At 63.8% G+C, this 21,063-nt stretch carries 16 protein-coding genes; 10 read left to right on the top strand and 6 right to left on the bottom strand.

Annotation, left to right across the window (positions count from 1 at the left end):
* The first annotated feature begins 100 nt into the window (after nucleotides 1-100).
* From RFM41_RS22180 to RFM41_RS22170, 3 genes are all read left to right on the top strand, one after another.
* Entirely contained in the window at nucleotides 101-1,966 is a 1,866-nt protein-coding gene (locus RFM41_RS22180) for a sensor histidine kinase (protein WP_320251345.1), read from the top strand.
* Entirely contained in the window at nucleotides 1,963-3,318 is a 1,356-nt protein-coding gene (locus RFM41_RS22175; protein WP_320251347.1) for a sigma-54-dependent transcriptional regulator, read from the top strand. Before RFM41_RS22180 ends, RFM41_RS22175 begins: the two co-directional genes overlap by 4 nt.
* A gap of 212 nt (nucleotides 3,319-3,530) precedes the next feature.
* The gene (locus tag RFM41_RS22170) at nucleotides 3,531-3,878 is read left to right on the top strand and encodes a hypothetical protein (RefSeq protein WP_320251349.1); all 348 of its coding nucleotides are present in this window, start codon (nucleotides 3,531-3,533) and stop codon (nucleotides 3,876-3,878) included.
* Between the two features lie 45 nt (nucleotides 3,879-3,923).
* Here the strand turns inward: RFM41_RS22170 and RFM41_RS22165 are convergent, their stop codons facing one another.
* The 4 genes from RFM41_RS22165 to RFM41_RS22150 all read right to left on the bottom strand — a co-directional run bounded on the left by RFM41_RS22165 (nucleotide 3,924) and on the right by RFM41_RS22150 (nucleotide 10,845).
* Nucleotides 3,924-4,799, bottom strand: a complete 876-nt coding sequence (locus RFM41_RS22165) for a hypothetical protein (protein ID WP_320251350.1) — start codon at nucleotides 4,797-4,799, stop codon at nucleotides 3,924-3,926.
* Between the two features lie 531 nt (nucleotides 4,800-5,330).
* Entirely contained in the window at nucleotides 5,331-7,070 is a 1,740-nt protein-coding gene (ggt, locus tag RFM41_RS22160; RefSeq protein WP_320251352.1) for a gamma-glutamyltransferase, read from the bottom strand.
* A gap of 232 nt (nucleotides 7,071-7,302) precedes the next feature.
* Complete coding sequence (gene rhaI / locus RFM41_RS22155) at nucleotides 7,303-8,595, bottom strand: L-rhamnose catabolism isomerase (protein WP_320251354.1); 1,293 nt, start codon at nucleotides 8,593-8,595, stop codon at nucleotides 7,303-7,305.
* Between the two features lie 147 nt (nucleotides 8,596-8,742).
* Nucleotides 8,743-10,845: a bifunctional rhamnulose-1-phosphate aldolase/short-chain dehydrogenase gene (locus RFM41_RS22150; protein ID WP_320251356.1), complete on the bottom strand. Its 2,103-nt coding sequence runs from the start codon at nucleotides 10,843-10,845 to the stop codon at nucleotides 8,743-8,745.
* A gap of 188 nt (nucleotides 10,846-11,033) precedes the next feature.
* On the opposite strand from RFM41_RS22150, the gene RFM41_RS22145 reads away from it, so the two are divergent.
* The 7 genes from RFM41_RS22145 (at nucleotide 11,034) to RFM41_RS22115 (ending at nucleotide 18,258) form a co-directional block, all read left to right on the top strand.
* A complete protein-coding gene (locus RFM41_RS22145) occupies nucleotides 11,034-11,843 on the top strand; it encodes a DeoR/GlpR family DNA-binding transcription regulator (RefSeq protein ID WP_320251361.1) in 810 nt (269 codons plus the stop codon).
* Between the two features lie 55 nt (nucleotides 11,844-11,898).
* Complete coding sequence (rhaS, locus tag RFM41_RS22140) at nucleotides 11,899-12,894, top strand: rhamnose ABC transporter substrate-binding protein (RefSeq protein ID WP_320251363.1); 996 nt, start codon at nucleotides 11,899-11,901, stop codon at nucleotides 12,892-12,894.
* Nucleotides 12,895-13,075: 181 nt separating this feature from the next.
* Nucleotides 13,076-14,617: a sugar ABC transporter ATP-binding protein gene (locus tag RFM41_RS22135; protein ID WP_320251364.1), complete on the top strand. Its 1,542-nt coding sequence runs from the start codon at nucleotides 13,076-13,078 to the stop codon at nucleotides 14,615-14,617.
* Nucleotides 14,614-15,591: an ABC transporter permease gene (locus tag RFM41_RS22130; RefSeq protein WP_320251366.1), complete on the top strand. Its 978-nt coding sequence runs from the start codon at nucleotides 14,614-14,616 to the stop codon at nucleotides 15,589-15,591. The genes RFM41_RS22135 and RFM41_RS22130 overlap by 4 nt, the downstream gene beginning before the upstream one ends.
* On the top strand, nucleotides 15,588-16,589 hold the full coding sequence (locus tag RFM41_RS22125) for an ABC transporter permease (protein ID WP_320251368.1): 1,002 nt from the start codon (nucleotides 15,588-15,590) through the stop codon (nucleotides 16,587-16,589). Before RFM41_RS22130 ends, RFM41_RS22125 begins: the two co-directional genes overlap by 4 nt.
* Nucleotides 16,589-16,903 (top strand): L-rhamnose mutarotase, encoded by a 315-nt coding sequence (gene rhaM / locus RFM41_RS22120; protein ID WP_320251369.1) that lies wholly within the window; start codon nucleotides 16,589-16,591, stop codon nucleotides 16,901-16,903. Before RFM41_RS22125 ends, rhaM begins: the two co-directional genes overlap by 1 nt.
* Complete coding sequence (locus RFM41_RS22115) at nucleotides 16,900-18,258, top strand: FGGY-family carbohydrate kinase (RefSeq protein ID WP_320251371.1); 1,359 nt, start codon at nucleotides 16,900-16,902, stop codon at nucleotides 18,256-18,258. Before rhaM ends, RFM41_RS22115 begins: the two co-directional genes overlap by 4 nt.
* A gap of 16 nt (nucleotides 18,259-18,274) precedes the next feature.
* On the opposite strand, the gene RFM41_RS22110 is transcribed toward RFM41_RS22115, so the two are convergent.
* Together RFM41_RS22110 and galE are read right to left on the bottom strand one after the other, a co-directional pair.
* A complete protein-coding gene (locus RFM41_RS22110) occupies nucleotides 18,275-19,525 on the bottom strand; it encodes a D-amino acid dehydrogenase (RefSeq protein ID WP_320251373.1) in 1,251 nt (416 codons plus the stop codon).
* Between the two features lie 104 nt (nucleotides 19,526-19,629).
* The gene (galE, locus tag RFM41_RS22105) at nucleotides 19,630-20,625 is read right to left on the bottom strand and encodes a UDP-glucose 4-epimerase GalE (protein ID WP_320251375.1); all 996 of its coding nucleotides are present in this window, start codon (nucleotides 20,623-20,625) and stop codon (nucleotides 19,630-19,632) included.
* Nucleotides 20,626-21,063: the final 438 nt, after the last annotated feature.

Below are 21,063 nucleotides of genomic sequence, written 5' to 3'. Positions count from 1 at the left end.
TTTTCTTTTTTGTATCGCAGACGGGCAGCTTCGAGAGCTTCCGTGCGGTTATCCGCATAGGTCGAATTGTGCTTTGTGTGAAAACATGCACAGATGTGGCATGCTGCAACGTCCTGCCGCTGTCCTCGTCCCGACGCCCGAACTGCTTGCCGGGCGGGCGCGGCGCGCCTGGCTGCTGTTTACGGCGGCCGCGCTGGCGATTATCGCGGCAGCTCTCTACGGCGCAGGCCTCTATGGCCGCTCGACCGAGATCGAGGCTTTGGCGACGCAGGGACGCACCGACGCAAACCTCAAGGTGGCGCTGCTGCGCGCGGTGCTGGAAAACCCGCGCGCGCTGCCGCTGCTCCTCTCCGAGGACCAGCAGGTGCATGACGCGCTGAGCGAACGCAGCCCTGCCGCGATCGACGTCTTGAACCGCAAGCTCGAAGGGCTGGTGTCGGGGACCAAGGCCTCGGTGCTCTACGTGACCGGCACGGACGGCCTGGCGATCGCTTCCAGCAACTGGCGCGAACCGGTGAGCTTCGTCGGCAACGACTATGGCTTCCGGGCCTATTTCTCGGGCGCGATGGAAACCGGCACGGCCGAGTATTTCGCGCTCGGCAACACCAGCAAGCGTCCCGGCCTCTACATCTCGCGCCGTGTCGACGGCGCCTCGGGGCCGCTCGGTGTCGTCGTGGTCAAGATGGAGTTCGACCAGTTGGAGTCCGACTGGCGCGAGGCGAACCGGCCGGCCTATGTCAGCGATGCGCATGGCGTGGTGCTGATCACGAGCGTGCCCTCCTGGCGCTTCATGACGGTCGCGCCTCTGGCCGCTCCGGTCACGGCCGACATCCGCGCCAATCAGCAATTCGGCGATGCGCCGCTTGTGCCCTTGCCGATCACGAAGCCGCAACCGCTCAGCCCAGATGTCGCGCTTGTCCATGCCATCACGCCTGGCGGCAGCGATGCGGAATATCTGCGGCTGTCGACCGCGGTGCCGTCGACACCGTGGCGGCTCGACTATCTCGTTCCGGCCGAAGCGCCGGTCGCGGCGGCGCAGCGCGAAATGCGGCTCTTGGCGCTCGGTGTCCTCGTGCCGCTCATCGCCTTTGCCGCCTATCTGTTGTGGCGCAGGCAGTCCGGCCAGATGCGGATCGCCGCCGAGCAGGCGGCGCGCGCCGAGCTCGAGCGCCGGGTCGTCGAGCGCACGCAGGACCTCAGCCTGGCGCGTGACCGGCTGCAGGCCGAGATCATCGACCATCGCAGCACCGAGGCGAAGCTGCAGGTGATGCAGCAGGAGCTGGTGCAGGCGAACCGGCTTGCCACGCTTGGCCAGGTCGCCGCCGGCGTCGCGCATGAGATCAACCAGCCAGTGGCGACGATCCGCGCCTATGCCGACAATGCGCGCGTCTTCCTGGAGCGCAAGCAGAGCGCTTCGGCCGAAGAGAACCTTGGCGCCATCGCGGCGCTGACCGAGCGCATCGGCTCCATCACCGAGGAGCTGAAAGCCTTTGCCCGCAAGGGCCGCACCGCCGCCGAGCCGGTTGAGCTGCGCGGCGTGATCGAGGGCGCCGTGGTGCTGCTGAGGAGCCGCTTCGCCGGCCGGCTGGATGCGCTGGCGATCACGCTGCCGCCGCCGGCGCTCAAGGTGATGGGCAACCGGCTGCGGCTGGAGCAGGTGCTGATCAACCTGTTCCAGAATGCGCTGGAGGCGCTTGACGGCCGCGGCGATGCGAGGGTCGAAGTCTCCGCCGCCGAAACCGCCGAGGGCGTGGCGTTGGTCGTCTCCGACAACGGGCCGGGCATCCCGCGCGCGATCCTGAAATCCCTGTTCACGCCCTTCAACACCTCCAAGGAAAAAGGGCTCGGGCTCGGCCTGGTCATTGCCAAGGAAATCGTCGCCGACTATGGCGGGCGCATCGAGGTGTCGAGCAGCGGCCAGGGAACCCGCTTCACCATCCATCTGTCGAAAGCCGACGCAGCATGACCAAGCAAGACCCAGCGCCGGTGATCCTGATCGATGACGACAGAGACCTGCTCAAGGCGACGAGGCAGACGCTGGAGCTTGCCGGTTTTGCGGTGTCGGCCTACGCCGTGGCGAGCGAAGCGCTGGCGGCGCTCGACAGGGATTTCGCCGGCGTGGTGGTGTCGGACATCCGCATGCCGGAGATCGACGGACTGCAGCTCTTCGACTGCGTCTTGCATCTCGATCCCGACATTCCCGTCATCCTGGTCACCGGCCATGGCGATATCGCGATGGCCGTGAAGGCGATCAAGGACGGCGCCTATGATTTCATCACCAAGCCTTTCGCCGCCGACCGGCTGGCGCAGAGCGTTGCCCGTGCCGCCGAGAAACGCCGGCTGGTGATGGAAAACCGCGCCTTGCGCGAAGCGGCCGAGCAGGCGCAGGAAGGACTGCCGCTGATCGGCCAGACGCCGGCGATGGAGCGGCTGCGCCGTACATTGCGGCAGATCGCCGACACCGATGTCGACGTGCTGGTGACCGGCGAGACCGGCTCGGGCAAGGAGGTGGTGGCTGGCCTGCTGCACCGCTGGAGCCGCCGCGCCAAAGGCAATTTCGTCGCGTTGAATTGCGGCACGCTTCCGGAGACGGTCATCGAAAGCGAGCTGTTCGGGCACGAAGCCGGGGCCTTCACCGGCGCGCAGAAGAAGCGCATCGGCCGTATCGAGCATTCGAGCGGCGGCACGCTGTTCCTGGACGAGATCGAAAGCATGCCGCCGTCGACGCAGGTGCAGATGCTGCGCGTGCTCGAGGCGCGCGAGGTGACGCCGCTTGGCACCAATGAAATCCGGCCGGTCGACCTGCGCATCGTCGCCGCCGCCAAGGTCGATCTCGGCGATCCTGGCCAGCGCGGCGCTTTCCGCGAAGACCTCTATTACAGGCTCAATGTGGTGACGCTCTCCATTCCGCCGCTGCGCGAAAGGCGGGACGATGTGCCGCTGCTGTTCGGCTATTTCGCCGAGCGCGCCGCCGCCCGCTTCCGCCGCACCGTGCCGGCGATCTCCACCGCGATCCAGCGTCATCTGAAGGACCATGACTGGCCGGGCAATGTGCGCGAGCTCGCCCATTTCGCCGAACGCTTCGTGCTCGGGCTCGATGATGTCGGCGAAACGCCTTCCCCGGCGGCAATGGAGAGCGACGGTGCGCTGCCGTTGCCCGAACGGCTCGATCGCTACGAGGCCGAGATCATCCGCGAGACACTTGGTCGCAATGACGGCGACGTCCGCCGCACCATCGAGGCGCTCGGCATCCCGCGCAAGACCTTCTACGACAAGCTGCAGCGGCATGGCATCGTGCGCAGCGATTTTTCCAGGTAGGTCAAGGCTGGAGATGGAGCATGACGTCGTCCGAAACCGCTTCACACTTTCGGCATCACGCCCTGGGAACCGCAACGCCGCTACGCCGTTGAACCTCACCGGGAAACCGTGGCACGCGGGCATCAGCCGGACGGCGAATGCACCGCCGTGGCGGCTTTGCCGGGTTGCGCTCGGCAGGCGTTGATGGTTTGTTGCCGCCCAGCGGAGAACGAATGATGCGCGAATCCCTCGGTCAAGACGAATACGGCTCGGCCAGCCCCTTCGACCCGGACGACCTGCCCAATCTCAATGCGATGGGGCCGGCGATGGGCAGCGGCAATGATTTCGAGAAATATGCCGTCGCCGTCATCATCGTGTTCGGCGCGCTGATCATCGGTGGCCTGATGGCCGCCTCCATGTCCTTCGGCCATCGCAACGGTTTCCTGTTCGCGCTCGGCGGCGCCACGTCCGCCTGGATTTCGGGCAATGCGCTGCTGCTCGACCGGCCGCGTATCTATGCGCTGTTCGTCGCCATCGCCGCCGTCATGCTGATCGCCTCGACCATCACACTGGTGACCTGAGAAACAATCCGGTTGGTCTGCGATAAAAACCAACCCAGGCCCGCATCAGATGGCCTCGGATAGCGCTACAGGTGCTTCGGTCTCCCATTCGACCACGTCGGCCTTGATCGGATGGTAAAGCATGGCCCGTCGCTTGAAGGCGGTATCGTCCTCGTGAAAATAAGCCGTCATCGATGGGCGCCAGACGAATGTCCCCGGACTGAGAAGCGCGTCCTTCGCCACATTCAGATAGTTTCGTCTCCTTCGGCGCCAAGGCACGAACGGCCCGGTCCCGCCGATGTCCTCGATTCTCAGACCATGAACGCGCGCAATGGTCGGCACGAGGAATTCGTAGTGCCCACTCCATTTGCCTGTCGAAAGCGCCTCCTCGTAGGTGCCAATAAAGCGCCTCGAAACGCGCATGATGGGCATAAATGCTCTCGTGAACCGTGATTTCGGGCACGGTCCATTTGCCGAGTTCCAGAATGCCCAGCGCGGGTCGCGGCGACGCGTATTGAGCGTCGTCGTCAGCAAGTCCGCGCTGTTGTTTGAAAACTGCTGGAAAAAATCGAGCCACCGGCCGGCAAAGTCGACGTCATATTCGAGAACCCAAACGAATTCCCGATTTGCAGACTTCACTAAAGAGAAGAGGACGATGTCCATATAGCCCGACGACAAGCTCCCGTTATTCACGGCTTGCCGCACCCGCACGGAGGTCCGGTCGATCTCGAATTCTCCTCGGCCGGCGACGAGATCGCCCAACGTCCACGGATTATAGGCGAACTGCCAGTCGATGATCTCCCGCGTTTCGCTGCGGAGACGGTCAAAATGAGCCTGTATTCGATCGTTCAGCACATGCGTTATGAAGATTCCCGCCGGCCGGCCACCAGCCGATGGGCCGAGCCTTGCCCGCTGGAACGTCGCGAAGCGAAAGGGATTCATCGACAGGCGATCCTGCGGAAAAGCCGCTTCCATCCCATACGTGAAGTGGCTGCAATCTTCGGCAGAATGCCTTCGACATACGACCTCCCCAACCTGACGGATAGCGTGGTGGCCAAGTCTACTTTGCGAAGCACATCTTCTATGTATCGCGGCGATGAATGGCTATCGCCGAAATACCGAATTTCAATCCCGATCCATCGATATTCTTCGGCAATTATTTGACTGTGCGGCGCTCCGTCGCGTGTAGGAACCACCCAAGAAAAATTCTGACTCATTCATCGACCGCCACTATAGCACCGCCCCAAGGAGCCTGGGCATATTAAGAGATACAGGGACAGCGTCCGCTTCTTCGCCTTCTAACGATTTTCCATTAATCTTCAATGGCCTGAGCCATCGTGGCGCCGATGGGTCGTCCAGGGTCGCATTCCCTGGCCGGGCGATGACAACACCGCCGCTGCGGTCGGTTGGGTGGCGCTGGTCGAGGCGGCACCCATTGCCGGTCAAATGGCCGGCCATTGATAGGCCCTGAGCCTAGTATCCCAGCGCCTCACCGGCGGCCGCGCGGCTGTCGATGGCGCCGTTGTAGCGCGCGCCGCCGCCCTTCCCGATCTCCGCCAGGCTCTTGCCGCCGACAAGGATGCCGGCTGCCTGTCCCCAGGTCTCGTCACTCAGGTCGAGATGGTAGCCCATGCCGGCAAGCAGCCGCTCCGTGTCCGGCGACAGTCCGAAAGGCTCGACATAGACCGTGTCCGGCAGCCATTGATGGTGGATGCGCGGCGCGTCGATCGCCTGCTGGATGTCCATGCCGTGGTCGATGACGTTGACGATCGCCTCCAGCGTGATGGTGATGATGCGCGAGCCGCCCGGGCTGCCGATGACCATGAACGGCTTGCCGTCCTTCGTCACGATCGTCGGGCTCATCGAGGACAAGGGCGTCTTCTTCGGCTGGATGGCGTTGGCCTCGCCCTGGACCAGCCCGTAGAGGTTCGGCACGCCCGGCTTCTGGGTGAAATCGTCCATCTCGTTGTTGAGCAGGATGCCGGTGCCGTCGGCGACAACGCCGGCGCCGAAGGAGCCGTTCAGCGTATAGGTGACGGCGACGGCATTGCCGTCATTGTCGATGATCGAATAGTGGGTGGTCTCCTTGGATTCGCCGAAGCCCTTCGGCATCAGGTCCTTCGAGACGCCGGCGCGGAACGGATCGATCTTGTCGCGAATACCTTTCGCGTAAGCCTTGTCGAGCAGCTTCGAGACCGGATTGTCGACGAAATCGGGGTCGCCCAGCGCCGAATTGCGGTCGACATAGGCGTGGCGCATGGCCTCGACCATGACGTGGACCGTCTCGGCCGAGCCGGCGCCGAGATAGGACAGCGGATAGCCCTCCAGCACGTTGAGGATCTCGCAGATGATGACCCCGCCTGAGCTCGGCGGCGGAGAGGAAATGATCTCGTAGCCACGATAGGAGCAGGTCACGGGCTTCAGCTCGCGCACCGCATATTGCTCGAAATCACCCTTGGCGAGGATGCCACCCTTGGCGCCGCTCGCCTTGACGATGGCGTCCGCAATGGCGCCCTTGTAGAAGGCGTCCGGGCCTTTTTCCGAGATCGCCGACAGCGAGGCGGCAAGGTCCGGCTGCAGCAGCTTCTCGCCGATACCGTAGGGCTTGCCGTCCTTTTTCAGGAAGATGGCGGCGGCGGCCGGATCTTTTGCCAGCCGGCCGGCGCTGCCGGCGAACGAAGCCGCGTCGCCCTGGTTGAGCACGAAGCCGTCCCTGGCGTAGGCAATCGCCGGCGCCATCAGGTCCTGCCTGGACAGCGTTCCGTATTTCTCGCGCGCCGTCTCGAAACCGGCGACCGAGCCCGGCACGCCGACGGCGAGATAACCATCAAGGCTTGCGCCCTTCATCGGGTTGCCGTCCTTGTCGAGATACATGGTCTTGGTCGCGGCGAGCGGCGCGCGCTCGCGGAAATCGATGAAGGTCGTGCGGCCGTCCTTCATGCGCACGGTCATGAAACCGCCACCGCCGATATTGCCGGCATTGGGATAGACGACGGCCAGCGCATAGCCGACGGCGACCGCGGCGTCGACCGCGTTGCCGCCCTTCTTCAGCACATCGACGCCGACCTCGGTGGCGAGATGCTGGGCCGTCACCACCATGCCGTGCTCGCCCTTGGCGGGAGCGGGGGAGGCAGCGAAGACGATGGTCGACGGCGTGAGGGTGATTGCAAGCGAAAGGATGACGCCGATCAGCGTCCGACGAGTCAAGGGCATGGCGGTGCTCCTGGCGGTTGGGTGCGTCTAGGAAAGACCGTCAGGTCGGATTAGTCCAATAACAATTGAAGTAGGGTGCGAGAGGCCCCTCACCCGGATTGCCAAGTCGAATTGCAAGAGCAATTCGGGCAATCCGACCTCTCCCCAAGGGGAGAGGAGCCTACGCCGGCGCCGACTTCTTCTCCCCTCGGAGAGAAGGTGGCCGCGAAGCGGCCGGATGAGGGGGAGTGTGTCAGACGATGCCGCCGCCACCACCCGCAACCGCCGGCCGCTCCGCCGCGACCTTCGCCCGGTAGCCGGCCTCGCGATAGGCGGCGACAGGATCGATGGCGCCGCCGGTCCTGAGCCGCGCCATGGCGAGGATCGGCTCGACATCGGTGCGGTAGGCTGCCTTAAGCGTCTGTGTCGCCATCAGCGCGTCATTGGCCTCCTGGAAACTTTCGAGCGCCTTGCGGTCGACCAGCAGCGCCTGAGCGTAGGCGCGCTGCACCTCGACCGCCGACAGCATCAGGCTTTCGATCGGGTCGGTGACGTTGTGGCTCTGGTCGAGCATATGCGCGGGGTGGAAGCCTTTGGCGCCCGAAAGCTCCGCATCGACCAGTTCGTTGAAGACGAGGAACAGCCGGTAGGGATCAATCGAGCCGGCATCGAGGTCGTCGTCACCATATTTGGAATCGTTGAAGTGGAAGCCGCCCAGCTTGCCGAACTGGATCAGCCGCGACACGATCATCTCGATGTTGACGTTGGGCGCATGGTGGCCGAGGTCGACCAGGCAAAAAGCCTTGTCGCCGAGCTCCCTGGCGATGATGTAGTTGGTACCCCAGTCCTGCACGACCGTCGAATAGAAGGCCGGCTCGTACATCTTGTGTTCGGTGAACAGCCGCCAGTCGTCCGGCAGGCCGGCATAGATGTCGCGCATGGCTTCGAGATAACGCTCGAAGGCTTTTGCGAAATTGACCTGGCCGGGGAAGTTGGAACCGTCGCCGATCCACACCGTCAGCGCCTTCGATCCAAGCGTCCTGCCGATCTCGATACATTCGAGATTGTGCTCGACCGCCTGACGGCGCGTGCCGGCATCGGCGTGCGAGAGCGAACCGAACTTGTAGGAAAGCTTCTGGTCCTTTGCGTCAGAGAAGGTGTTCGAGTTCATGGCGTCGAAGCCGAGGCCGAAACGCGAGGCAGCCTGCTTCAGCCGGTTCGGGTCGGCCTTGTCCCATGGGATGTGCAGCGAAACGGTCGGCGTCGCCTGCGTCAGCTGGGCAATGACGGCGCAGTCCTCGATCTTGTCGAAGATGTCGCGCGGCTCGCCGGGGCCCGGAAAGCGGGCAAAGCGCGTGCCGCCAGTGCCGACGCCCCAAGATGGGATCGCCACGCCGAATTTCTCGACCTTGTCGCGGATCGCGTCGATGGCGATGCCGCGGCGATCGAGACGCTCGCCGAGGGAAGCGTAGTCGCGGTCGAGGTCGGCTTTGCGCTTGGCGTTACTCTTTTCGACGGCGTCAGTCGAGATGATCGTTTCGGACACTGCAATTCCTCCCAAGAATGCGTTCGGCCGGCGCTGCCCCTCATCCGCCTACCGGCTTTGTCTTTCGAAAAGCCAAGCAATTGGCTTTTCGTCCGCTACGCGGACCACTCCTCAACTCCCCAGGAACGGGGAGTAGGGAAAGTGCGCTTAGCGCGTAAAACTCTGCGCGTTGCCTGCGTCGACGTTGACGATGTTGCCGGTCGACTTGGCGGACATGTCGGAGGCGAAGAAGTAGATCGCCTCGGCGATGTCTTCCGGGAAGACCGAGCGCTTCAGCATCGAGCGCGAGCGGTAATGCTCCTCGAGATCGTCGGTCGACATCTTGTAGGCGGCGGCGCGCTGTTCCTTCCACTCGCCGGTCCAGATCTTGGAGCCGCGCAGCACCGCGTCCGGATTGACGACGTTGACCCTGATCTGCGCTTCCGCGCCTTCCAGCGCCAGGCAGCGGGCCAGATGGATCTCGGCCGCCTTGGCGGTGCAATAGGCAGACGCGTTCGGCGACGCGGCGAGCCCGTTCTTGGAAGCGACGAAGACGACGTTGCCGCCGATCTTCTGGGCGCGGAACAGCCGGAAGGCCTCGCGCGAGACGAGGAAATAGCCGGTGGACAGGATGTCCATGTTCTTGTTCCACAAGGCGAGTGTCGTTTCCTCGATCGGCGCCGAGGACGCCAGGCCGGCATTGGAGACCAGAATGTCGATGCCGCCGAACTCGACCGACGTTTCGGCGAAACCGGAAAGCACCTGGTCCTCGGAGGTTACATCGATCCGCACCGGACGGACGAAGTCCTTGCCGAACGCCTTCGACAGCTCCTCATTGGCGTTGGCCAATGCCGCCTCGTCGATATCGGCAAGCACCACGCAGGCGCCTTCGCGCAGCAGCCGGTTGGCGGTGGCGCGGCCGATGCCGCCGGCGCCGCCGGTGACCAGCGCGATCTGGCCGGCCAGCGCCTTCGGCTTGGGCAGGCGCTGGAGCTTTGCTTCCTCGAGCTGCCAATATTCGATGTCGAAGGCTTCCTGCGCCGGCAGGCCGACATAGGACGAGACCGTGGAGGCGCCGCGCATGACATTGATGGCGTTGACATAGAACTCGCCGGAGATGCGCGCCGTCGCCTTGTCGCCGGCGAAGGTGAACATACCGACGCCGGGCATCAGATAGACGACCGGATTGGGATCGCGGATGGCGGGCGAGTCCGCGTGCTTGCAGCTGTCGTAGTAAGCCTGGTAGCCGACGCGGTATTCGGCGATGTCGTCCGCCAGGCGCGCGATGACGGCGTCGACATCCGGCTTTGCCGGATCGAACTCGATCACCAGCGGCCGGATCTTGGTGCGCAGGAAGTGATCGGGGCAGGATGTGCCCAGCGCCGCCAGCGGCCGCAAGTCCTTCGAATTGATGAATTCGAGCACGGCCGGCTGGTCGTCGAAATGGCCGAGCTTGTGGCTCTTCTCAGAGATCAGGCCGCGGATGCGCGGCATCAGCTTGGCGGCGATGGCGCGGCGCGCCGGGGCGTCGAGCGACTTGACCACCTCGCCGCCGAAGATCGCCTTGCCCTCAGACTTGCGTTCGAACCAGTCGATCGCCTGGTTGATCACCGAGATCGTCGTCTCATAGCACTCCTTTGGCGTGTCACCCCAGGTGAAGAGGCCGTGGCTTTCGAGCACGACGCCCTTGGCATCCGGATTTTCGAGGCAGAATTTCTCCAGCCAGAGGCCCAGTTCGAAGCCCGGCCGCTTCCAGGGCAGCCAGCCGATGGCGTCGCCGAAGATCTCCTTGGTGATCGCCTTGGAATCCTTGGCCGCGGCGACCGCGATGATGGCGTCGGGATGCATATGGTCGACGCAAGCCTTCGGCACGTAAGCGTGCAGCGGCGTGTCGATGGAGGCCGCGCGCGGATTGAGGTTGAAGGTGCAGTGGGGCAGATAGCCCACCATCTCGTCCTCATGCTCGACGCCGCGATAAAGAGCTTTGATGGCGCGCAGCTTGTCCATGTAGAGGGTGGCGAAACCGTCAAGCTTGATCGAGGCGCTGTCGCCGCCCGAGCCCTTGACCCACAGGACTTCCACCTCCTCGCCAGTGAGTGGGTCCTTCTGCCAGACCTTGGACGAGGTGTTGCCGCCGCCATAATTGGTGACGCGCTTGTCGGAGCCCAGCGTGTTCGAGCGATAGACCAGGAGCTCAGGACCGCTCATCCCTTCGGCTTTTGCATCGTCCCAAAGGTTGGCGAGGCGCGAGCCGGAGCGCTTGTCGAGCATAGGTATCCTCCCTTGGAACGCGAACCCGCGCCCCTCATTTCTCGCTCGGGAATGTCTACGCAAGCGCCTCGCTTGTCAATCACAAACGATCAATATCGATCATATTGCACTGCACAATGAAAATATTTGATCGGAAATGATTGACACTGCGCGTTTTCTAAGGCCTGATGCCTGGGCTGGGAGGAACCATGCACGAAAAAGAACGCCACAGGATCATTCTGTCCGCCGTCCAGGAAAAGCCTGTGGTGACGGTGCAGGAGATGGTCGAGCTGACGGACTCCTCCGAGGCGACGATCCGGCGCGACATCGCGGCGCTGCATGTGCAAAAGCGCCTGCGCCGGGTGCGCGGCGGCGCCGAGGCGATCTCGCCGCCGCAGTTCATCGGCCTTGCCGGCCGGCCCTTCTCGGTCAACGAGACGCTGAACGCCGCGCAGAAGCGGGCGATCGCGCGCGAGGCGGTCAACCTTTGCACGGACGGCGAGCCGATCATCATCAATGGCGGCACCACCACCTTCCAGATGGTGCATTTCCTGACCGGACGCCGCATGCCGATCTTCACCAATTCCTTCCCGATCGCCGAGCACCTGCTCAAGCATTCGAAGAACACGGTGATGCTGTCTGGCGGCACAATCTATCGCGAGCAGAACATCATCCTGTCACCCTTCGACAATGACGTGACGCGCAACTTCTATGCGCGCCGCATGTTCATGGGAGCTCAAGGGTTGGGACCGCTCGGGCTGATGGAAGGCGATCCGCTGCTGATCCAGGCCGAGCAGAAACTGATCGACCAGGCCGACGAATTGGTGGTGCTGGTCGATTCCTCGAAATTCCGCATGCGCTCCAGCCTGATCCTGTGCGGGCTGTCGCGCATCGCGACCGTGATCACCGACGAGGGCATCGAGGACCGCGAGGCCAAGATGCTGGAAACGGCGGGTGTGGCGCTCGTCGTCGCCCGCAGACAGTCAAGCGACAAGGAAGAATCTTCACTGCAGGCCTGAGACAAACTCGCGCCCGCAGCGGCGATGGAATGCAACGCTCAAGGGAGGATATTCGATGAGCTTTTTGAAGAAACTGCTGGTTACGGCGGCCTTTTCCGCCGCCATGTTCGTGAATGCCGCCTATGCCGAGAACGTCAAGATCGCGCTGGTGGTGAAGTCGCTGGGCAACGGCTTCTTCGACGCCGCCAACAAGGGCGCCGAGGAAGCGGCCAAGGAACTGGGCGACGTCGATGTCATCTACACCGGCCCGACCAAGGCGACCGCCGAAGCGCAGATTGAGGTCATCAACTCGCTGATCGCGCAGAAGGTCAACGCGATCGCCGTCTCGGCCAATGACGCCGACGCGCTGGTACCGGTGCTGAAGAAGGCGATGGAGCGCGGCATCACCGTGATCTCGTGGGACTCGGGTGTCGCCAAAGAAGGCCGCCAGCTCCACCTCAACCCGTCCGACACCGGCTTGATCGGCGAGACGATCATCAAGCTCGCCGCCGACTATCTGCCTGAAGGCGGCGACGTCGCGATCCTCTCGGCCTCCTCGACCGCGACCAACCAGAACGCCTGGATCGAGGCGGCCAAGAAGGTGCTGCCGGAGAAGTTCCCGAAGATCAAGCTGGTCGCCACCGTCTATGGAGATGACGACTCGGCCAAGAGCACCGACGAAGCCAAGGGCCTCTTGAAGTCTTATCCGAACCTCAAGGCGATCATCGCGCCGACCACCGTCGGCGTCGTCGCCGCCGCGCAGGTCGTCACCGACGAGAATCTGATCGGGAAGGTCAACGTCACCGGCCTTGCGCTGCCGTCGGAGTTCAAGAAGTTCATCGACAACGGTGCCAGCCAGGCGGTTGCGCTGTGGAACCCGATCGACCTCGGCTACTCGGCGATCTACCTCGCCCATGACCTGGCGGTGAAGAAGGAAAAGGCCAAGCCCGGCGCCACGCTGTCGATCGGCCGCGTCGGCAAGGTGACGCTCGACGACACCAACTCGGCTGCGATGGCTCCGCCCTTCCAGTTCGACAAGACCAACATCGAGAAGTTCTCGAAGATCTATTGATCTCGGACTGACGGCGCTGCCCCCTCATCCGGCCGCTTCGCGGCCACCTTCTCCCCGGTGGGGAGAAGAGCCTGGAGCCAAGCTCGCAAGCCTCCTCTCCCCTCGGGGAGAGGTCGACCGAGCGAAGCGGAGGTCGGGTGAGGGGGAGTCAACACGGAATATAGACGGGCTTGATACGATTATGGATACGACGGCCCATCACGGCAAAGTAGACGAGCGCCCCCCGGCCTCCACCCCTCGCCTGACGCTCTCAGGCATCTCGAAAAGTTTCCCGGGCGTGCGCGCGCTGCATAATGTCAGCCTGTCGCTTTATCCGGGCCAGGTCACGGCGCTAATCGGCGAGAACGGCGCTGGCAAGTCGACGCTGGTCAAGATCATGACCGGCATCTACCAGCCGGATTCCGGCGAGATCGGCATCGACGGCCAGACAACCGCGCTGCCCAGCGCGCATGCCGCCTTCGGCCACGGCATCACTGCCATCCATCAGGAAACCGTGCTGTTCGATGACCTCTCGGTCGCCGAGAACATCTTCCTCGGCCACGCGCCGCGCACCCGCTTCGGCACCATCGACTGGCGCACCATGCGCAAAAATGCGCGCGAGGTGCTGGAAACGATGCGCGCCGGTCATATAGACGCCGACACGCGGCTGAAAGACCTCGGCATTGCCAACAAGCACCTCGTGGCCGTCGCCCGCGCGATGTCGATCGACGCGCGCATCGTCATCATGGACGAGCCGACCGCCGCGCTTTCGATGAAGGAGATCGAGGAGCTTTTCCTTTTGATCGAATTCCTGAAGAGCGAGGGCAAGGCGGTTCTCTTCATCAGCCACAAGTTCGACGAGATCTACCGCATCGCCGACCGCTACACCGTCTTCCGCGACGGCGAGATGGTGGGCGAAGGCCTGCTCAAGGACAGCGGCCAGAACGAGATCGTGCGCATGATGGTCGGCCGCAACGTCGACAACATTTTCCCGCAACGCGAGCCGAAGATCGGGGCGCCGGTTCTCTCCGTCTCCGGCCTGTCGCACCCGACCGAATTCGACGACATCGGCTTCGAATTGCGCAAGGGCGAGATCCTCGGCTTCTACGGGCTGGTCGGCGCCGGCCGCAGCGAGGTGATGCAGGCGATCGCCGGCATCACGCGCACCAGCCGAGGCGCGATTTCGCTGGACGGCCAGACGATCGCGCCGAAATCGGCGGCGGATTCGATCGAGGCCGGCATCGTCTATGTGCCGGAAGAACGCGGCAAGCAGGGCGTGGTAATCGGCCTGCCGATCTTCCAGAACGTGTCGCTGCCTTCGCTGGCGCGCACCTCGAAATCCGGTATGCTGAGGCTCGCGGAAGAGTTCTCGCTGGCCCGCTCCTACACCGAGCGGCTTGATCTGCGCGCCTCCTCGCTCAGCCAGGATGTCGGCACGCTTTCGGGCGGCAATCAGCAGAAGGTGGTCATCGCCAAATGGCTGGCGACGACGCCGAAGGTGATCATCCTCGACGAGCCGACCAAGGGCATAGACATCGGCTCCAAGGCCGCCGTGCACGGCTTCATGGCGGAGTTGGTCGCACAAGGCTTGTCGGTGATCATGGTATCATCGGAACTGCCCGAAATCCTCGGCATGTCAGACCGCGTCGTGGTCATGCGCGAAGGCCGTATCGCGGCGACCTACGACAACAAGGGTCTCGACGCCGAAACGCTGGTTCGAACGGCAGCGGGGATCGCGGCATGAAGAGCTTCCTCAAATACCGTGAAATCTGGCTGCTTGCCGGCATCGTCGTTCTGATCGGGCTGATCTCGACGCGCTTCCCCGGCTTCGCCGACCCCGCCAATCTGCGGCAGGTGTTCAACGACACGTCGATCCTGATGATCCTGGCGCTGGGCCAGATGGTGGTGATCCTGACGCGCTCGATCGACCTCTCGATGGCGTCCAATCTCTGCTTCACCGGCATGGTGGTGGCGATGCTGAATGCCGCGCATCCGGCGATCCCGATCCCGGTGCTGATCGTCATCGCTCTCGCCGTCGGCCTGGTGCTCGGCGCCATCAACGGCTTCCTGGTGTGGCGGCTGAACATCCCGTCGATCGTGGTGACGCTGGGCACGCTCACCATCTATCGCGGCGCCACTTTCGTCGTCTCCGGCGGCGCCTGGGTCAATGCCGACCAGATGAGCCCCGCCTTCATCAACTTCCAGCGCGCCGCCTTTCTCGGCCTGCCGGTGCTGTCCTGGATCGCCATCATCGTGATCGCGCTGTTCTTCCTGGTGATGACGCGGACCGCGACCGGCCGCTCGATCTATGCCATCGGCGTCAACCCGACCGCCTCGGTCTATGCGGGGATCGATGTCGGCCGCACAAAATTCATCGTCTTCTGCATCTCCGGCATGATCGGAGGGCTGGCCGGCTATCTCTGGATCTCGCGCTATGTGATCGCCTCGGTCGAGGTCGCCAACGGCTATGAGCTAAACATCATCGCTGCATGCGTCATCGGCGGCATCTCGATCGCCGGCGGCATCGGCTCGGTCGGCGGCGCGGTGCTCGGCGCGCTGTTCCTCGGCATCATCTCCAACGCGCTGCCGGTCATCAACATCTCGCCCTTCTGGCAGATGGCGATCTCGGGCAGCGCCATCATCCTGGCCGTGGTGCTCAACGCGCGCGGCGAGCGCCGGCAGGGCCGCATCATCTTGAGAAAGGCGGAAGCGGCATGACCGACACCCCTGCTCCGCGCCATATCCCCGACCGGCTCGACAAGCCGCTGTCGTCGGCGATCTTCTCGTGGGAAGCGCTGCTCGTCATCATCGCGATCCTTATCTTCGCGGTGAACAGCTTTGCCTCGCCCTATTTCCTCGATCCGTGGTCGCTGTCGGACCTCACTTTCAACTTCACCGAAAAGGGCCTGATCGCGCTTGCGATGGCGCTGCTGATCATCTCTGGCGAGATCGACCTGTCGGTCGCGGCGATCGTGGCTTTAGCCTCGACGATGATGGGCATGGCCGTGCAGGCCGGCGCCGGCACGCCGGTGCTGGTGGCGATCGGCATCGTCGTCGGGCTTGGCTGCGGCGCTTTCAATGGGCTGCTGGTCACCAGGCTTGGCCTGCCTTCCATCGTCGTCACCATCGGCACGATGAGCCTGTTCCGCGGCATCGCCTTCATCATCCTCGGCGACCAGGCCTATAAGGGCTATCCGGAAAGCTTCGCCTTCTTCGGCCAGGGTTATGTCTGGTGGGTTTTCTCGTTCGAGCTGGCGCTGTTCCTCGTCGCGGCTTTGATCTACTGGTTCGTGCTGCACCGCACGAGCTTCGGTCGACGCGTCCTCGCCATCGGCAACAATCCGGTCGCCTGCCAGTTCTCCGGCGTGCGCGTCGACCGGATAAAATTCATCCTGTTCTGCCTGACCGGGCTGATGTCGGGCATCGCCTCGATGCTGATCACCTCGCGGCTCGGCTCGACGCGGCCGTCCATCGCGCAGGGCTATGAGCTCGAAGCGATCACCATGGTGGTGCTTGGGGGTGTGTCGATCCTCGGCGGCGCGGGCAGCATCCTGGGTGTCGTGCTCGCCGCCTTCATCATGGGACTGGTGACGTTCGGCCTCGGACTTCTCAACGTTCCCGGCATCGTCATGTCGATCTTCATCGGCCTGTTGCTGATCATCGTCATCGCGCTGCCGATCGTGTGGCGGCGGCTGCGCGAAGGGCGCTTCGCCTGATGGAAAAATACGCCTTCAAGATGAAGCTCAATCCCGGCATGAAGGCCGAATACAAGCGCCGTCACGACGAGATATGGCCCGAGCTGGTTGTGCTTCTGAAGCAGGCCGGCGTCTCCGACTATTCGATCCATCTCGACGAGGCGACCAACATCCTGTTCGGGGTGCTGTGGCGGCGTGACGATCACGGCATGGCGGACCTGCCCAAGCATCCCGTGATGCAGCGCTGGTGGGCGCATATGGCCGACCTCATGGAGACCAGGCCCGACAACGAGCCGGTGGCGGTGCCGCTGGAAACAATGTTCCATATGGCATGATCGTCGCCGTCATCGATATCGGCAAGACCAACGCCAAGGTGGCGCTGGTCGATCTCGCGACACTGAGCGAGATCGCGCTGCGCCGTGCCGCGAATGCGCCCGTGCGGCAGGCGCCCTACCCGCATCACGATGTCGAGGCGCTGTGGACCTTCATCCTGAGCAGCCTCGCCGATCTCGACCGCGAACGGCGGATCGATGCGATATCGATCACCACGCATGGCGCGACCGGGGCGCTGGTCGATCGCTCAGGCGAGCTGGTGCTGCCGGTGCTCGATTACGAATTCGACGGCCCCGACCAGCTTGCTGCCGATTATGACGCCGTGCGTCCGCCCTTCGCCGAGACCGGCACGCCGCGGCTGCCGATCGGCCTCAATCTCGGCGCGCAGTTCTTCTGGCAGCAAAAGCGCTTCCCGGTGGACTTCGCCGGGACCGCCGCGATGCTGATGTACCCGCAATATTGGGCGCTGCGGCTGACCGGCGTCGCCGCCAATGAGGTGACGTCGCTCGGCTGCCATACCGATCTGTGGAACCCCTGGGCGTCCGACTATTCCTCGCTGGTCGACAGGTTGGGCTGGCGTCCGCTGATGGCGCCGGTGCGCCCGGCGAAGGACAGGCTGGGATCGATCCTGCCGGCGATTGCCCGACGGACAGGGCTCGACCCGCGGACCCCGGTATTCTGCGGCCTGCACGATTCCAACGCCTCGCTGCTGCCGCATCTGTTGTCCGACGCGCCGCCCTTCTCCGTCGTCTCGACCGGCACGTGGGTGGTGTCGATGGCGGTGGGCGGCCGGAAGGTGGAGCTCGATGCAGCGCGCGACACGCTGGTCAATGTCAACGCGCTCGGCGATCCCGTGCCGTCGGCGCGCTTCATGGGCGGACGCGAGTTTTCCTTGCTGGCCGAGGGCCAGCCACAGGAATGGAGCGAAGCCGATATTGCCGCCGTTCTGGCGCGCCAGGTCTTGCTGCTGCCTTCCACCCAACAGGGGTCGGGGCCTTTCCCGCATCGCGACGCACAGTGGATCAATGCCGACGGCCTAACCCCCGGCCAGCGCTTCGCCGCCATCTCGTTCTACCTGGCGCTGATGACAGCGACCTGCCTGGAACTGATCGGCGGCGACGGATCGACGACGGTCGAGGGACCTTTCGCACACAACCCGCTTTTCATCCGCATGCTGGCGGCAGCGACTGGAAGACCGGTCGTTGCGTCGGAGACCTCGACCGGGACAAGCATCGGCGCGGCGCTGCTGGCCTCGGACGGCGTCACGGCGACGAGCAAGGGCGAGCGAACCGACCCGCCGGCCGAGCGCGCGTGGGGCGAATACGCAAACGCGTGGCGGCAGGCTGCAAAGCTCTAAGAGGCCGCGTATCTGCTCAGCGCCCGTAGAGCAGCCCTTGCGGATCGATCTCCGGCTTGCGGCCGGCGACGAGGTCGGACAGGAATTTTCCCGAGCCGCAGGCCATCGTCCAGCCGAGATGGCCGTGGCCGGTGTCGAGATAGAGGTTGCGGTATTTCGCCTGACCGAAGACAGGCACCGAACTCGGCATCATCGGCCTCAGGCCGGCCCACAGCAGCGCCTTCTTCTCGTCGAAGGCGCCAGGGAAAAGATCCTTGCCGGTTTCCAGGATGGTCCTGAAATCGCCCGGCTTGAAGCTGCGGTCGAAGCCGGTGAATTCGGCGGTCGAGGACATGCGCAGGCGATTGCCGAGCCTCGAATAGCCGATCAGCCGGTCCTCGTCGGCGCCGCCCATGGTCGGCCCCTTGCCTTCGTCCTCCAACGGGACGGTGACCGTGTAGCCCTTCACCGGGTAAACAGGCAGGTCGATGCCGTAACGGCGACCGAGCAAGCCACTTTCCGGCCCCATGCAGATGACGATGGCGTCGCCCGTGACCGGGCCTGCCGAGGTCATGACCGCGCGCACCCGGTCCCCCTCGATGTCTAGGCCCTGAACCGTCGTGCCGAACAGGAATTTGACGCCGAGTTTTTCCGCCGCGTAGGCGGACAGCTTGTCAGCGAGCTGCTTGGAATCGCCGGTCTGGTCGATCGGCGAGTAGACACCGCCGGCGATCTTTTCCTTGACGCCCGCGAGCCCAGGCTCCAGCTCGACCAGCCGGTCGCGGCCGACGATCTCGATCGGCAGTCCGTGTTCTCCCAGATAGCGGTAGTTGTCGGTGCCGGTGTCGAGGCTCTTCTGCGTGCGGAAGAAGTAGAGGATGCCCTTCTTGCGCTCGTCGTAATGGATGCCGGTCGTCTCCGACAGCTGATTGATGCAGTCGCGGGAATAGAGGGCGAGCCTGAGCTTGACCTGCGTGTTGGCGCGCAGCCGCGCCACCGTGCATTCGCGCAGGAAACGCAGGCTCCAGGCGTAGAAATACGGATCGAGGCGCAGCCTGACCTTGATGCCGAGATCGTGGTTCCAGAGCGCGCGCAGGAAGGTCTTCAGCGCGGCGGGCGAGGCCCAGGCGGTGGCGTCGCCCGGCGACACCAGACCGGCATTCGACTGGCTGGTGCCGCACGCCGCCGCTTCATGGCGCTCGATCACCGTCACCTCGTGACCGTCCTTAGCCAGATAGTAGGCAGCCGCCGTGCCAACCACGCCGGCGCCGAGAACCAAGACCTTCATGCCGTCCCCTCAGGATCGAACAGGGCGGCGTGCGTCTGCACGCTGGCCCGAACGAGCCTCAATACCGCGTCTAAGAGCGCTGGACGAGCCCTTGGCCCAATATGTCAGTTTCGAACGGAATTCTTTGTCGTCAGGATCCGCTCCCAGGCCAATGCGTCGTTGACGATCAGGTCCAGATCGTCGCGCTGCGGCGTCCAGCCTAGCTCCTTGCGGGCAAGCTCGGAATTGGCGACCACCGCGGCGGCGTCGCCCGGCCGGCGATCCCCCATGCGCACATCGAAGTCATGGCCGAAGGCGCGGCGCACGCTGTCGATCACCTCGAGCACGGAATAGCCGTGGCTGTAGCCGCAATTGGCGATGAGGCTCTCGCCTCCATCGCGCAGCCGCTGCAGCGCCAGCCGATGCGCGGCGGCGAGATCGCTGACATGGATATAGTCGCGCATGCAGGTGCCGTCCGGCGTCGGATAGTCGGTGCCGAAAACCTGCATGAAGGGGCGTTTGCCGAGCACTGTCTCGCAGGCGACCTTGATCAGATGCGTGGCGCCGGGCGTCGACTGTCCGGTGCGACCCTTCGGGTCGGCGCCGGCGACGTTGAAATAGCGCAGCGCCGTGTAGCGGATGTCATGCGCCAGCGCCGCATCGCGTAGCATCCATTCGCTCATCAGCTTGGAAAGGCCGTAAGGCGATTCCGGCGCAAGGCGCGCATCCTCACGCACCGGCTCCAGCCCGGCGCCGCCATAGACGGCCGCCGTTGAGGAGAAGATGAAATTCGGCACGCCTTCGCGCACCGCGGTCTCGATCAGGGTGCGGGTCTTGCAGGTGTTGTTCTCGTAATAGCCAAGCGGATCGGCGACCGATTCCGGCACCACGATCGAGCCGGCGAAGTGGATGATGGCATCGACCTTGTTCTCGCGGATGATCCGGCCGACCAGGTCGCGGTCGGCGACGTCGCCGACGACGAGCTTTGCTTCCGGGGCCACCGCCCATTCGAAGCCGGTGGAAAGCCGATCGAGCACCACGACGCTCTCGCCAGCGTCCAGCAGCTCCCAGACCATGTGGCTGCCGATATAACCGGCACCGCCCGTCACCAAAACCGTCATCATCTACCTCGCTGATCAAGATTTATCGGAAACTGTCTCAACAGCCACCGTGCTGGAAACCCCGCCGCAAGCCCGTTAAACCACATGTCGTTCGCCCAAAGTCGCTGTGCACTTTTGGGCGATATGCATATGCCTCCCTATAATGTTAAGTCCGTAACAGTTCCTCCCGTCCGAGGCATCGTACTGAAACAAAACTGCTTCAAACAGCCGGGAATAGGCCACGATCCGGCGTCGTTAGGAACAGGGCAAGGGCGTGGCATTTTGACCGGTTGGGCGCGGTGGACGCGGCATAGGGCAGTGACTATGATCCGCCGCGAAATTGGGAAGTCGACATGAATTACCAGCGGTTCTTCGAAGATGCGATCGACCAGCTCCATGCCGAGCGTCGCTACCGCGTCTTCGCCGATCTCGAGCGCATGGTGGGCAAGTTCCCGCGCG

The organism is Mesorhizobium vachelliae (genome assembly GCF_033977325.1).
Lineage (GTDB): Bacteria > Pseudomonadota > Alphaproteobacteria > Rhizobiales > Rhizobiaceae > Mesorhizobium > Mesorhizobium vachelliae.
The sequence above is the reverse complement of the archived record's forward strand: the minus strand, read 5'-3'. Positions and strand labels throughout refer to the sequence as shown.